The 13,680-nt window shown below is 67.3% G+C and carries 8 protein-coding genes, 1 tRNA gene and 9 pseudogenes; 12 read left to right on the forward strand and 6 right to left on the reverse strand.

Features of this window, described 5'->3' with window-relative positions; translation table 11 throughout:
* Window positions 1-24 precede the first annotated feature (24 nt).
* From ACFZBT_RS22435 to ACFZBT_RS22450, 4 genes and pseudogenes are all read right to left on the reverse strand, one after another.
* Window positions 25-1,280, reverse strand: a pseudogene (locus ACFZBT_RS22435) (IS256 family transposase).
* 335 nt (window positions 1,281-1,615) lie between these two features.
* Entirely contained in the window at window positions 1,616-2,884 is a 1,269-nt protein-coding gene (locus ACFZBT_RS22440) for an RNA-binding domain-containing protein (protein ID WP_391106283.1), read from the reverse strand.
* A 39-nt stretch (window positions 2,885-2,923) separates the two neighbouring features.
* Window positions 2,924-3,124, reverse strand: a pseudogene (locus tag ACFZBT_RS22445) (transposase); the annotation flags it as partial.
* 23 nt (window positions 3,125-3,147) lie between these two features.
* On the reverse strand, window positions 3,148-5,865 hold the full coding sequence (locus tag ACFZBT_RS22450) for a ricin-type beta-trefoil lectin domain protein (RefSeq protein WP_391106096.1): 2,718 nt from the start codon (window positions 5,863-5,865) through the stop codon (window positions 3,148-3,150).
* A 704-nt stretch (window positions 5,866-6,569) separates the two neighbouring features.
* Between ACFZBT_RS22450 and ACFZBT_RS22455 the strand changes: the two genes are divergently transcribed.
* The 9 genes and pseudogenes from ACFZBT_RS22455 to ACFZBT_RS22495 all read left to right on the forward strand — a co-directional run bounded on the left by ACFZBT_RS22455 (window position 6,570) and on the right by ACFZBT_RS22495 (window position 11,201).
* Window positions 6,570-7,163 carry a hypothetical protein gene (locus ACFZBT_RS22455; protein WP_391106098.1) on the forward strand — a complete coding sequence of 198 codons (594 nt, stop codon included), beginning with the start codon at window positions 6,570-6,572 and terminating at the stop codon, window positions 7,161-7,163.
* Between the two features lie 84 nt (window positions 7,164-7,247).
* Window positions 7,248-7,622 (forward strand): annotated as a pseudogene (locus ACFZBT_RS22460) (transposase); the annotation flags it as partial.
* Window positions 7,620-8,071, forward strand: a pseudogene (locus tag ACFZBT_RS22465) (HNH endonuclease family protein); the annotation flags it as partial. The pseudogenes ACFZBT_RS22460 and ACFZBT_RS22465, both read left to right, overlap by 3 nt.
* 174 nt (window positions 8,072-8,245) lie before the next feature.
* Window positions 8,246-8,581 (forward strand): hypothetical protein, encoded by a 336-nt coding sequence (locus tag ACFZBT_RS22470; protein WP_391106100.1) that lies wholly within the window; start codon window positions 8,246-8,248, stop codon window positions 8,579-8,581.
* Window positions 8,582-8,632: 51 nt separating this feature from the next.
* Window positions 8,633-8,773, forward strand: a pseudogene (locus ACFZBT_RS22475) (DUF6207 family protein); the annotation flags it as partial.
* A 183-nt stretch (window positions 8,774-8,956) separates the two neighbouring features.
* A pseudogene (locus ACFZBT_RS22480) lies at window positions 8,957-9,727 on the forward strand (Ku protein); the annotation flags it as partial.
* A gap of 175 nt (window positions 9,728-9,902) precedes the next feature.
* Window positions 9,903-10,702, forward strand: a protein-coding gene (locus ACFZBT_RS22485; protein ID WP_391106285.1) for an IS5 family transposase whose coding sequence is annotated in 2 segments (ribosomal slippage) — window positions 9,903-10,242 and window positions 10,242-10,702 — 801 coding nt in all. Because the reading frame shifts where the segments join, the coding sequence is not laid out codon by codon here.
* A 41-nt stretch (window positions 10,703-10,743) separates the two neighbouring features.
* A complete protein-coding gene (locus ACFZBT_RS22490) occupies window positions 10,744-11,061 on the forward strand; it encodes a hypothetical protein (RefSeq protein WP_391106102.1) in 318 nt (105 codons plus the stop codon).
* Between the two features lie 66 nt (window positions 11,062-11,127).
* Window positions 11,128-11,201: transfer RNA gene (locus ACFZBT_RS22495), tRNA-OTHER, on the forward strand.
* A 12-nt stretch (window positions 11,202-11,213) separates the two neighbouring features.
* On the opposite strand, the pseudogene ACFZBT_RS22500 reads toward ACFZBT_RS22495, so the two are convergent.
* Window positions 11,214-11,513: pseudogene (locus ACFZBT_RS22500) on the reverse strand (transposase); the annotation flags it as partial.
* Window positions 11,514-11,629: 116 nt separating this feature from the next.
* Here ACFZBT_RS22500 and ACFZBT_RS22505 point away from each other — a divergent pair.
* From ACFZBT_RS22505 to ACFZBT_RS22515, 3 genes and pseudogenes are all read left to right on the forward strand, one after another.
* Window positions 11,630-11,851 (forward strand): hypothetical protein, encoded by a 222-nt coding sequence (locus ACFZBT_RS22505; protein WP_391106104.1) that lies wholly within the window; start codon window positions 11,630-11,632, stop codon window positions 11,849-11,851.
* A 330-nt stretch (window positions 11,852-12,181) separates the two neighbouring features.
* On the forward strand, window positions 12,182-12,394 hold the full coding sequence (locus ACFZBT_RS22510) for a hypothetical protein (protein ID WP_391106106.1): 213 nt from the start codon (window positions 12,182-12,184) through the stop codon (window positions 12,392-12,394).
* A pseudogene (locus ACFZBT_RS22515) lies at window positions 12,391-12,654 on the forward strand (hypothetical protein); the annotation flags it as partial. The gene ACFZBT_RS22510 and the pseudogene ACFZBT_RS22515, both read left to right, overlap by 4 nt.
* 218 nt (window positions 12,655-12,872) lie before the next feature.
* Here ACFZBT_RS22515 and ACFZBT_RS22520 read toward each other — a convergent pair.
* Window positions 12,873-13,037, reverse strand: a pseudogene (locus ACFZBT_RS22520) (barstar family protein); the annotation flags it as partial.
* Window positions 13,038-13,680: the final 643 nt, after the last annotated feature.

Raw genomic sequence — 13,680 nt, forward strand, 5'->3', positions numbered from 1 at the left:
TGGTGTAACTGGGGTAGTTGAGGGTTACTGCCTGGCTGCCGAGAGGCGGCCGCCGAAGGTGATGTCGAAAGCGTTCAGCGCGGTCTTCCAGCGCATGGTCCAGCGGGCCTGGCCCTTGCCCGTGGGATCGAGCGACATGATCGCCATGTAGACGCACTTCAGTGCGCCATGTAGCCGCACTTCAGTGCGGCCTGCTCGTTCGGGAAGTGACCTCGGGCTTTGACCGCCCGGCGGATACGGGCGTTGACCGACTCGATCGCGTTCGTCGTGCAGACGATGCGACGGATCTCGGTGTCGAACCGCAGGAACGGAATGAACTCCTCCCAGGCGTTCCCCCACAGCTTCACGATCGCCGGATACTTCCTGCCCCATGCCTCGGCGAACTCGGCGAACCTGTCCAGGGCGGCCTCCTCGGTCGGCGCCGTATAGACGGGCTTGAGAAGCTCGGCGATCTTGTCCCAGTCCTGGCGGGCGGCATAGCGGAAGGAGTTCCGCAGCAGGTGCACCACGCAGGTCTGCACGATCGTCCGCGGCCAGACCGTCTCCACCACCTCGGGCAGGCCCTTGAGGCCGTCACAGACCAGCATCAGCACATCACTCACGCCACGGTTCTTGATCTCGGTGAGGATATGCAGCCAGTGCTTGGCGCCCTCGCCGCCGTCGCCGGCCCACAGGCCGAGGATCTCCCTCCGTCCGTCGGTGGTCACGGCCAGGGCCACATAGATCGGCCGGTTGGCGACCGCCCCGTCACGGATCTTCACGTGGATGGCGTCGATGAAGACCACCGGATAAACGGCATCCAGCGGCCGGCTCTGCCATTCGGCCATGCCCTCGAGAACCTTGTCGCTGATGGTGGAGATGGTCTGGCGGGAGACCTCGGCGCCATAGACCTCGGCCAGGTGCGCCTGGACCTCACCGGTGGTCAGGCCCTTGGCGGCCAGGGAGATGACCATCTCGACGACGCCGGTCAGGCGCTTCTGCCGCTTCTTGACGATCTTCGGCTCGAAGGTGCCGTCCCGGTCGCGGGGCACGGTTACCTCCACCGCTCCGACCTCGGTGAGCACGGTCTTGGAGCATTTGCCATTGCGGGAGTTGCCGCCGTTCTTGCCGACCGAGTCGCGCTTGTCATAGCCGAAGTGGTCGGTGATCTCGCCTCCGAGGGCGGACTCCAGCAGCCGCTTGGTCAGCTGCTGCAGCAGCCCGCCCTCGCCGGTCAGATGCAGACCCTCGGCCTGGGCCCGGCCCACCAACTCGTCGATCAACTGGTCGTCCACAGCCATTACCCGCACAGCCTCCACGGGCTCGACAGCCTCGGATCCGGACACGTTCTCACCGGTCATCGATGCATCTTCCATGATCGGGAGTCACACCGAACGCCTTACAGTCCCCAGCTCCAACCTCGGACTCGACTGGGCGACGTGAAGTGAATTTGAAAAATGTGGTGGCGTGGGCGCCCGGTACGGCCCGGGGGATTTCGCTGCCCCCGGGCCAGCAGCATCGCACTGGAGTGCGTGTAGACACTGGGATCCTGGCCGGCTCCCCTCGGGCTAGATGGGAAACCGGGCGGTCTGCCGGTCACCATCGATCGCCCGTCCGTCTGCCACGATTGCCGTGCTTACAGCCCGAACTGGTTCATCAGATCCGTGCACAGCTCGTCGGCGCTGCTGCGTCCTTCGTCGTCTGCTGCCGCCGGGGAGAGCACGGCGTGCGCGGGTTGGATGTGATGGGGCCGGCGGGCGTACGACGGTGTGCTCTCCCTGCCATGGAGGTCACCCCATGCGGAGGTGAGCGGCGCCAGGGCTCTGGGCTTTTCGGGGGAGATAATCGACGCAGTGAGTTGCAACGTGCTGTCCAAGCGCAGCTTTCTCTGCTGCTCCTGCGCAGTGGCGATGAAGTCGTAGCAGCATGCCGTCACCAGACGCTCGGATACGGGGAGGGCATCGTCTTGGCCTGGAGGTTCCTCGCTGTCGCGGATGAAGGACAGGTTGGCGGCCATCACCACGGTGCCGTCGTAGTGCAGCTCGGTGATGATCTCTCGGTTGATGGGCGACTGAAGGTTGTTGCACACCCAGCGGCGCAGCCCGGGACGCGGGTTGAGCCGGGTTTCCGGTCCCATTCCGACCAGAGGGCCTGGCACCGACGCCTTCGCGTGTAGAACGCGGGCTCGTGTCTCGGCGTTCCCCAGGACCTCCCGTGCCTCATCCCTGCTCATCGGGTAGGCGCCGCGAGGCAGGGGTCGCTGAGGCCGGGAAACCGCGATGAACCATGCCGAGGGCGCGGAGGTGTGCGCGGCGATGGTCTTGGTGGTGAAGTCGATGTGGCGCTGGAGTTCTTCCTCCACCAGACCGACGCGGGCGAAGCGGTCGCGGTAGGCGCGCTCAACCTGGTGCTCTGCCATCCAGGCGGTGTGGTCGTTGTCCCGGTGGGGGACGACCGCGGCCTGCTGTTCCTTGTCGCGCGCTGCGGTGCCGTACACGAAGTGCGGTGCCATCTCGCTGGCCGGTACGTCGACGACCAGGACGGTCTTCGTTTCGCCGGCCAGCTCGAATATGTCGAGGTCCGGCAGGTAGGGCTGGACGTGGTTGCGGATCCACTGGGCGTATTGCTGCCGGTTGACTTCCTGTGGGTCGATGCCCACGAGTTTGGTCGTCTTGTCTTGGACGCCGTAGATGAGCAGCCCGTTACGGGTGTTGGCCATGGCCGCGACGTCCTTGGCGAGTTCGTTCCACCGACCGTCCCTGGGCGGCTGCGGAAGCATCTCCTTCCAGTCCAGATCGTCCGACTCCTCCAGGTTGTCCGCCGCAGCTTGGCAGACCATGTCGAAGGTCAGCGGGCCAGGGGAAGATCCAAGATGCTCGTGCAGTCTCGTCCATACGCGTGCCATGCGCGCAGCGTAGAGGGCATATCGAGCGCTGTCAGAGGCACGCGCTGGTGGGGGGTTCTTCGCGTGGAGGTTCCGGAACCGAACCCGGGCTGGTGTGAGCTTGGCGGTTCGTCCTCCTTCTCCCAGGGACGGCGCAGGTCGGCCGCCAGGGGCCGGGCGAGCCGGAACTGGGTGGGCAGCGATCAGCAGCCAGGTCCGCCCCGGAGCGCTCTTCGGGGCTGTGCGGCACCTGGTCGTGGTACCGCACAGCCGTGGCTGGAGCGTCAGGATGGCAGGCGCCACTGTTGGCCGGTGCTGCCGCTACAGCTCTCGATCACGAGCCGGGTGCCGTTGCTCGTGCCGCCGCCCGACGGGGTGAGGCACTTACCGAAGGCTTTCAGCTCATCGGTGTCCTGGTCGTACGTCCACTGCTGTGAAGGGCTGCCGTCGCAGGTGTAGATCTGCACGCGTGTCCCGTCGGCGCTGGAGTCGCCGCGCACGTCCATGCACTTGCCCGCGGCCATCAGGGTGCCGTTGCCGGGACGCGTCCAGTCCTGCGCGACGGTGCCGTTGCAGTCCCAGATCTGGAGCGGCGTCCCGTCACTGTTGTCGCCCCACTGGATGTCCACGCAGCGGCTGGTCTCGGCGGTCGGGGTGATCGTCCCGGTGCAGCTGAACGGCTTCGGCGTCGGAGCCGGGTGCCGGGTCGGGGTCTTCAGCGGCGCGGCGGCGGTGACCCGATGCAGGGTGCCGTCGCCGTCGCGCACCGCCAGCGGAGGGCCGGAGCGCAGGGTCAGCATCGTGCGCTGCTGTCCGACGGAGATGTCGAAGGTGCTGCCGTGCCACTTCACCCCGTTGACATCGACGCCCGGCAGCTGGGTCGGCAGGAACGGATCGACAGTGACGGCGTCGGTTCCCCAGCGCAACCCGGTGAACCCGTAGAGGAATTCCTGCAGGTAGCCGCCCTGGCCGGTGGTGAAGTTGAACGCTCCGCCCCTGCGGGTCTCGTACCACTGGTTGAACGGGGCGGCCTGGTACGGATCCGCGCTGTAGCGGAGGTAGTCGTAGACCTGGCAGCCCGGTGATCCGAGGGCCGCGCTGTTGATGGCGGCGATCGCGTCCGTCATGGACGGGCCGTTGGGGTCGGTGCGCCCCTTGTAGTAGTCGAGGTCGTTCTGGGCCAGGCTGGGCGACATCGGCACGGCCCAGGGGTATTGCAGGAGGGTGACGTCGGCCTGCTTGACGGTCTGCCCGTTGTAGCCGTCGAACTCGGGGTGAATGTTGTTCTTGGTGTCCACCGGGATCTTCAGGCCGTCGGCGACCTTCTTCCACGCCGGGTCGGCGGTCCGGCCCACCAGGTGCGCGGCGCGGATCGCGATGCGCAGTGACGCCTGTGCGCCGGCGTTGGTGGTCACACTGTTGTCGACCGGGTAGTAGTACTCGTCCGGTCCCATGACGTCGTTGATGTCGTATCCGCCGGAGGAGTCGGGCACGGCGCGGGTGGCCCAGTATTCGGCGATGCCCTTCAGCACCGGCCACGCCTTGTCCCGCAGCCACGCCTTGTCGCCGGTCACCTGATAGTACTGCCACTGCGCCAGGGCGATGTCGGAGTTGATGTGGATCTCGTACGTGCCCCAGGGGTCCGGGGCCGTTTCCTTGCCGGTCAGCCCACTCTCCCAGGCGAACTTGGCGCCCTTGATCGGCTGGCTGGGCGTGGACAGCTTGGCGGCGTTCTCCCGCGCCACGGACAGCGTCTTGTGCCGGTAGGAGTTCGCCCCGGCCGCTATGTCCGGGTACTGGGCCAGCAGCGCCGGGTACATCCAGGTCTCCATGTCCCAGAACACGTGACCGTTGTAACTGTCCGAGGACAGCCCGCCCGGACTGGTGCTCCAGTTGACACCGGCACGCATGCTCGCGAGCAGGTAGAACATGGACGCGCGGATCTGCGCGGTCATGGCGGTGTCACCGGGGATCGAAATGTTCGACTGCCACAGGCGTGCCCACGCCTGGTTGTTGCGGGCGAGCGCTCGCTGGTAGCCGCCCTTGGCGGCGCGGGCTGCGGTGGTGGCGGCGGCCTGCTGCGGGGTCGCGGCCGCGAGCTTCCGGTCGGTGTCGACGTTGGAGGCGATGGCCACGAACTTGGTGATCTTGATCGACTTGCCGGCGCGGACGGGGAAGGCCGTGCTCTGCCCGGCGGTGCCGTCGCTGGTCGCGGCGATCGGCTGGGTGGGCACGGTTCTGCCGTTGACGCGCAGGACGGAGTTCAGCCCGGCGGTGACCAGTTTCCCGTCGGTCACGACGGTTTGGGACAGCGTGCCGGTCCTGCCGTTCACCTGCGACTTGGTGACGAAAGCGTGGTGGAGTCCCCGGCCGTCGAACTCGTCCACGGCGGTGGCTGTCCCGCTCCAGTGCGGCACGACCCGCAGGCTCACCGTGGCCAGATGGCCGTCCGCGCGGTTGGCGTTGACCTCGTAGTCGAAGCTGGTGGTGTCACCCGCGGGTGAGGTCCAGTCGAACGACGTGGCCAGCACACCGGTGCGCAGGTGCAGCGACTGCCGGTAGTTGCGGGTGGTGCCGTCGGTGGCGGGGTCGATCATCGTCGGCGGCTGGGCGTCGCCGCCCGTGCGGCCGAAGCGGAGCGTGGTCCAGGTCGGCAGGCCGGCCCGTTGCTCGTTCTGCTCGGTGCCTTCGGAGTAGAGGCCGGCAAGCTGGGACTGGGTGACGATGGGCGTGCTGCTGTATCCGTGACCTGCCGCGGGCACCCGGGCGGCGAGGTAGCCGTTGCCGACGAACGTCGGTGAGTAGTTCTTCGACGGGTCGTTCGTACTCAGCACCCAGCTGTCGTCGCCTCTGTCCTTGACCGGTTCGGACGCGGGCGAGGCCGGCACCACGGCCGTGCCCAGGAGCAGGCAGCCGAGGGCCAGCCTGATGGACGTTCTCCTCCAGCTCTTCCGTGCGCGGGCGGGCGGAAGGACGGCCGCCCACGGCACGGTGGACGCCACAGCCGTTAAGCGGCCCCAGGCCGACCTTCGGCGTGAGGTACCGAGCCTCACTCCTACGTCGCCCAAGGCCTCGCCGTACTCCTTCATGGGAACGCCACCTCCTCGTGGTGGGAACGCGTGGCTGTGTCACGACGGCCTGGCGATGCCGCTCGCGGAGCGACATGGCGGCCTATGAGGCAGACCACGGGGGAGAGTTGTGGGACGGGGGTTGCCGTGCAGGTCAGCTGATCGTGGCGGCGAAGAGGCGCAGGTTCTGGTTGTCGGGCAGGGCGAAACCTCAGCGCTCCGGCCGCCACCGGTGAGCCGGCCAGGCATCTGAAGGGCTTCAAGAAGGTCTCCTGCGGCCCGGCCAGACCAAGAGGGTGACGTTCGACATCAACGTGCGTGACGCGTGCGACGAACGAGTTCCACCGCGGCATGCCCGGGGCGACACGCTCGAGGCCGAGCGGGCTTCGGCCGCGGCTCGAACGGCGACTGGTCGGGGTCGGCTGTCATGGCGGCAGAAACGTGTTCGGCCCCCCGTCACAGCGATGAGGCACCGCAGCTCCTTGAACCGTGGCAGCGTGGCGGATGTCATGGCCGGCTGAGGGTGAAACGGGCGCGCAGCAGGTCGTCGGCGCGCGGGGCTGTACCGGTGGCAATGGACTCCAGCGGATGGCGAAGCGTTCATCGCGCACCTGCGTAGCGGCGCCAATCCGATCCGTATGTCGACGGCGCGGACGTACGAGGTGACGATCACCTTGTTCGTGGAGTACCTGCTGGACCGCCGGTACGGATGGGTGGACACCTGCCGAGAGCGGTTCGGGCAGACACCTCAGGTCGTCTTCCATGAAGCCAACTCGGTGGTGCACACGCTGGACTACGAGGGCGACCCTCGGCGTAGGCCGCTGACCTACGACGAGGTCCAGGCCCTGTTCGACGCAGCCGATGCCCGGCCGGCCCAGATCCACGGACACGGGCGAAAGGGGACGCTGACCGCGCTGCGCGACGCCGCGGTGCTGAAGACGATCTACGCCTACGGAACCCGGCGCACCGAGTCCTCCATGGTCGACCTGGTGGACCTACGACGGCATCGGAAGAGCCCGCAGTTCGGACAGTTCGGCTCGCTGGCGGTGCGGTACGGGAAGTCCTCCAAGGGGGCACCGCCGAAGCGGCGGACCGTGCTGCTGGTGCCGGAGATGGACTGGGTGGTCGACGTCCTGGGCGAGTGGGTGCATGAGGTGCGTCCCCGGCTGGCGCCTGGTCGGCATCCGGCATTGTGGGTGACCGAGCTGGGGACTGTAAGGCGTTCGGTGTAACTCCCGATCATGGAAGATGCATCGATGACCAGTGAGAACGTGTCCGGATCCGAGGCTGTCGAGCCCGTGGAGGCTGTGCGGGTAATGGCTGTGGACGACCAGTTGATCGACGAGCTGGTGGGCCGGGCCCAGGCCGAGGGTCTGCATCTGACCGGCGAGGGCGGGCTGCTGCAGCAGCTGACCAAGCGGCTGCTGGAGTCCGCCCTCGAAGGCGAGATCACCGACCACCTCGGCTATGACAAGCACGACTCGGTCGGCAAGAACGGCGGCAACTCCCGCAACGGCAAACGCTCCAAGACCGTGCTCACCGAGGTCGGAGCGGTGGAGATAACCGTGCCCCGCGACCGGGACGGCACCTTCGAGCCGAAGATCGTCAAGAAGCGGCAGAAGCGCCTGACCGGCGTCGTCGAGATGGTCATCTCCCTGGCCGCCAAGGGCCTGACCACCGGTGAGGTCACCCGCAACGAAGTCCTCATCGCCGAGGCCGTCGAAGCGCCGGCCGTGGGACCGAGGTGCCGGCTCACCGGCGGCAGCTGGTGGTCGTACTACGACCAGATGACGGTGACCTCGGCCTCCGGATTGGACATCGACCACATGGTGCCCCTGGCCGAAGCCTGGGACAGCGGCGCCTCCGCCTGGACCGCGCAGCGCCGCGAGGCCTACGCCAACGACCAGGGCCAGGAGGCGTCGCTCGTCGCGGTCACCGCCCGCTCCAACCGCAGCAAGTCCGACCAGGATCCGGCCCAGTGGATGCCCCGGCCGCAGATGTCCACTGCCGGTACGCCGCCGAATGGACCGCCACGAAACTCCGCTGGAACCTCACCGTCGACGACACCGAACACGCCGCCCTGAACGATCTCGCCGCCGTATGCCCCGGCCAGACCGTCACCTACACACCCGCCCTGTGAAAGGCCCCGCCACTGCCCGGCCGCCCAGGACGATGAAGGCCTCACGGGGTGACATCGCCGGAGGCCGGGCCAACGGGCTGGATCCACGGTGACTACCTGGAGGACCACCTCGGGCCGACGGCACAGACCGCACCGACCGCACCGACCGCACCAGCCCGGACAGGAAGGCACCCCGTGAACACCAAGCACACCGCCGCGAAGACCACCGCCGTGACGACCGCCGCCGTACTGACGCTCCTGGCGACACTGTTCTCGTCGCCCGCTGCCGCCGCACCACCCCAGGGCGACTTCACCGCCACCGGCGTGCGGATCCACAGCAGTTACAGCACCACCTCGTCCGTCAAGGGGCACGGCAACCCCGGCGACGGGTACACCTGGATGGGCGGGCAGAGCAACGCGGAAGCGGTGCCCTGCCCGGACGGCAGCGTCAAGGACCACTGGACATACGGGCACAACAACCGCACCGGAATCGAAGGCTACGTATCCGACTGCTTCATCAGGGAGCACTGACCAGGACAGCCGCTGACCCGCCCCCTCGGACCAGGGCCTCCCCCACGCCCGGTGCAGATAGGGTCGCAGCTGCCGACGGCCAGACCGGCTTCGCCGTCCAGTAGCAGCTCGCCGCGGTACGCGATCGCCCCGGCAGACCGTACGACACGAGAGCCCAGCGAGCCCGGCCGGCTGCGCTGCTTCCTGGACCTGGGCCAGGAGCCTGACGCGTCGGTGCGCTGCGAGCCCCGGCTCGGCGCGCCAGCTTCGCTCTCGCCGGATTCCCCCGGTGAGAGCGTCCGGTCCGGGGGCTGGCCCGGAGCCGCTCAGCACATATGCGGGGCGAGCGAGGCGCTCGTAGGCTGGGGGTGCTCGGGGTCACCGCGGAGGTCCGTCATGCCCCGAACCGTGTGGTCAGGTGCGATCAGCTTTGGGCTCGTCACCGTGCCGATCAACGTGCAGTCCGCGACCGAGGACCACAGCTTCCGCTTCCACCAGTACCACCTGGAGGACATGGGGCGGGTGCGGGTGCGCAAGTACTGCGAGATCGAGGACCGCGAGGTCGACCAGGGCGAGATCGGCAAGGGCTAGCAGCTGACCAAAGAACAGGTCATCCCGATCAGCGATGAGGAGCTGCGGGAGTTGCCGCTGCCGACGGCGAAGGCGATCGAGATCGTCGCGTTCGTGCCGCTGGACTCCGTGGACCCTCTGAAGATCGGTGAGGGCCACTACCTGGCGCCGAGCGGGCAGGTCGCCGCGAAGCCGTACAAGCTGCTGCGCATGGCCCTGGCCCGCTCCAGCAAGGTAGCCGTCGCGAAGTACGCCTGGAGCGGCAGGGAGAGGTTGGGCCTGCTGCGGGTACGCGAGGACGTCATCGTGTTGCACGCGATGCGGTGGCCTGACGAGATCAGGTCGCCGGAAGAACTGCTTCCGCCGCCGGTCGAGCTGAGCGAGGACGAGATCGACGGCGCGCTCGCGCTCATGGACAACATGACCCGCGAGGATCTTGAGGGTGAGGACTTCCAGGACTCCTACACCGAAGCCCTCGGGCAGATCATCGAGGCCAAGCGGGAGCATCGCGAGCCGCCGACGCTGGCCGAGCCGGAGTCGCAGCCTGGGCAGATCGTCGATCTGATGGCCGCCCTGAACGAGTCCGTGCAGCAGTCCCCCTGCCTGCCATCGCCGCTGCCTCAGCCCGCTGGCACAGCGATACGTGGTGGAACAGCCCATTGGCTTCGTTCATTTCTTTTGGTTCTGGCTCAGGTTGTGTGATCTCGTCGCGCTGAGTGAACAGTCTTAGAGGCCATCTCATTTGGTAGATAGGCTGTTGACCGTGGCGGGGATTGTTGAGCGGCTGGTGCCGGACGAGCTGTGGGAGCTGTTCCAGCGGGTGGTGCCGGAGGCGCCGTCGCGGCCTCAAGGTGGTGGCCGGCGTCGCCACGGCGATCGGGAGGTTCTGGCTGCGATCGTGTTCGTGGCCACGTCCGGCTGCACGTGGCAGCAGCTGCCCGCGGCATCATTCGGCCCGTCCGGTGCGACAGCCCACCGCAGGTTCACCGAGTGGACGAAGGCACGGGTCTGGGCCAAGCTCCACCGCCTGGTCCTCGACGAACTGGGAGCCCGCGGCGACCTGGACTGGTCGCGTTGCGCGATCGACTCGGTGAACATGCGGGCCTTGAAAAGGGGGACCTGACGGGTCCGAATCCTGTGGACCGGGGCAAGTACGGCTCGAAGATCCACCTGATCACCGAGCGGACCGGTCTGCCCCTGTCCGTCGGGATCTCCGGCGCCAACGTACACGACAGCCAGGCCCTGATCCCGCTCGTGAAGGGCATACCGCCCATCCGGTCCCGCCGAGGTCCTCGCCGACGCAAGCCCGGCAAGCTCCACGCCGACAAGGGCTATGACTATCACCACCTGCGGCAATGGCTGTCCCAGCACGGCATCCGACACCGCATCGCCCGCAAGGGCGTCGAGACCTCACAGCGACTTGGGCGGCACCGTTGGACCATCGAACGGACCATGGCCTGGCTCGCTAGCTGCCGCCGGCTCCACCGCCGCTACGAGCGCAAGGCCGAGCACTTCCTCGCCTTCACGAGCCTCGCCTGCACCCTCATCTGCTACCGCCACATGAGCTCCTGAACACACGCCGCAGACAATGCCGCATGCAGGAGTATGGCCAGATGATCAGATCCGAGCAGATCCAGAACGCAGCCCTTCTCTGGCAGGAACACCGCGATGCCGAGTTCCCCGCCAACCTACGAGGCGTCGAAGTGGAAGACATTGACATGGTGCTGCTCGATGCGGACACCGCAGGATGCGCCTCCACGTGGATCAACAACGGCGGCACCCTCGATCCACAACGCAGGCGCATCCTCCAAAGCTGTGTCGAAGACTTGGGCCGAGTGATTCCGCAGATCAGCGACCCATCAGGCCATCAGTACTACCAGCGCTTGCACCAACTTGCCCTGCTCATTTCGGGTGCCGTCGACGCCAAATGAGATGGCCTCTTAGTGGATAGAATCAGGGCGCTGGGTACGGGTTGCTCGTATGATCGCGGGCGGGACGGGGCTCGTAGCGCAGCGGTTGTCGCGCTTTCACCGCATGTGGGAGGACGCCGGTTCGAATCCGGCCAGCCCCATCCCACTCGGACTCATGCCAGTACGACGCGCTTCCGCAGGAGCTGGAAACCTGCGCGTCCGAACATCTGCCGCTTGAGCATCTTGATGCGGTTGACGTGGCCCTCGATGACGCCCGAGTTCCAGGGGAGGGTGAGACCGGCCATGACGGCGTCACGGTCGCGGTCGATTCCCGCGGCGAGGGTGTGGAGGCTGGGGAGGTCGTCTTGTCTCACGGCGGTGAGCCAGTCCGGTAGGTACTCGCCCAGGCGCTCGGTGAGCATGATCGCGGAGGACCGGACGTGCCTGGTGAGTGCGTCGATTTCGGGGCAGTTGGGGCTCTGGCTCAACTTCTGTGACGCGTCCCCGTGAGCCGGGTTGTCGTGAACGTTCGGGGAAAGGCGAGAAGGGGACCAGCCGAAGGGGACGGGAGGACCTCATGCAAGGTGGCATGACGCCGCTGAGGAATCGATACCTCGCTGCGTGCTTCATCGTGGTCATGTACCTGCTGGTTGGCGCCCTGTTGGTCGGCTTGCTCGCTGCGGCGCTCTCGCTCAGCGGCGTGTGGTCAGGAGCAGCAGCTCTCATGGGCGGGGCCCTCGGGGCCGGCTTCGGCGTGTGGCGTCTTCGACGGAAGCCCGAGGATGAACGCGCCGACGACCACATCTACTAGGCACGGGGCCGTCGCTGAACGTGCGCCCGCGTCACACAACTCGTGCCAGAGCCACGACCCGTGAACAAAGCCAGAGCGGGGAGTGCTCGGCGCCAACCTGGCCTCGACTCCCCGCACCGGCCGCACCCTGGGAGCCGGCTGCCGCGAAGACGGGGACTTGCCCAGCAGCGACTGACCTTGCGGCGCCTCCGGCCTGTATTGCCTGGTCAAGGTTGTGAATTCAGCCGGTCAGGAGCGTTTTGCTGCCAACAGTGGGGAAGCGGTCCGCCTCCTGGAGCCTCTTGGGCTACACAAGTTGGTGAACGTGCCTGATGGGGGAGGGCTGGCCTGGTGTTGGTGACGATCAACGTGGCTGTGCTGCTGGCGGTCATCATCATCCTGCGGCTGCGGCGGACTACGCATGCGCGCAGCCGGAACGACGAGAAGCTGACCGTTGTCATCGTGCTGGTCTTCGGGGTGTTGATCGCGCCGACAGCGTTCGGTCAGGGAATCCTGGACGTTGTCGTTCAGGTGGTGCAGGGCGTTTCCCAGTCCGGCCGCTGAACGCTCACGGCCAGGGCCTCACAGCGACGGATGGCAGCCCACGCTGGGCCTGTCGCCAGCCTTGTGCGCCCGGTTCTCGGCGTAGGTCCAGGAGGACGCAGTCGTACGCCGGGCTGATCCCGGTCCGCACCAACCGCTACTCGGTGCCGATCCGGCTGATCGGCAAGCGGGTGCGGGTCGTCCTGCACGCCTCTCACCTGGTGGTTTACGACCAGAACGTGGAAGTGGCCCGGCACGAGCGGCTGATCGCCAAGGGCGCCGTCCGCCTGGATCTGGATCACTACCTGGAGGTCCTGGTCCGCAAGCCCGGCGCGTTTCCCGGCTCCACCGCCCTCGAGCAGGCCCGCTCAGCGGGCAGGTTCACCCCCGTCCACGATGCCTGGTGGGCTCAGGCTCAGAAGGTCCACGGCGAGCGGGACGGCACCCGGGCCCTGATCGAGGTCCTGCTGCTGGGCCGGCACCTGCCGCACGAGCACATGGAGATGCCCCGCGTCTGGATAGTGTCCCGCCAGGCTTCCGTGTTCCGGCCGAACCACTCCGGCAGTCCGCAAGGCTCAGCCACGGCGTCCCAGAAATCATCGAGCGTCTCGATCGGCCTACCTCGCAGGTCAACCACCAGTTCGGACTCAATCCTCTTGGCCATCACGACAGAGTAATCGGCCATCTTCCAAGGCGTCAGAGCTCCGAAGAGACAGGCCTGGCCCTCGCGGAGCGGGTTCATATGGGCGATCAACGAGTGCGGCAGGCCACAGGCACCCTTCAGAGCAGACTCTTTCTGCACCTCGGGGACGTGCACATACACGGCCACGCCGCCCTCGAACCGGCGGCGGCACCGGCCGCCCGCCGAGCCTGACCGAAGCTGGAGGCCAGAGCGTTTCCCCGCTGCTCCCAGTCCCGCCGCCAGCCACCCTGACAGCGGGCCCGGCGTGGTCCCGGTCGTACCAGGGCAGCCGTAGGGCCAGACCGGGTACATCTTGTCCGGGTGTGCCAGCATCGGCTTGTTGGCACGGAAGATCTCCGGGCATGCGGTGCTGGTTCCGCACTCGGACCTGGCGATGGTCGAGAAAGCGTCGCCGGGCTTGACGGTGACGAATCGGGCGGCCTCGGCGACGGGGCCGCTGACGGTGATCTGGTCGTCGACGGTCGCCACGCCTGCCGCCTCGAGGTCGCACCCGCGGCCGTTCCGCTCCGGCCCGAGGACTGACCGTCCCCGGCCCTTGGAGCCCGAGTCCGGCATCCGTACGACGGTCAGGTCGCGGTCGACAGAGGCGCTCCGGGCTCCGGTT

Source organism: Streptomyces sp. NPDC008137, from assembly GCF_042957035.1.
Lineage (GTDB): Bacteria > Actinomycetota > Actinomycetes > Streptomycetales > Streptomycetaceae > Streptomyces.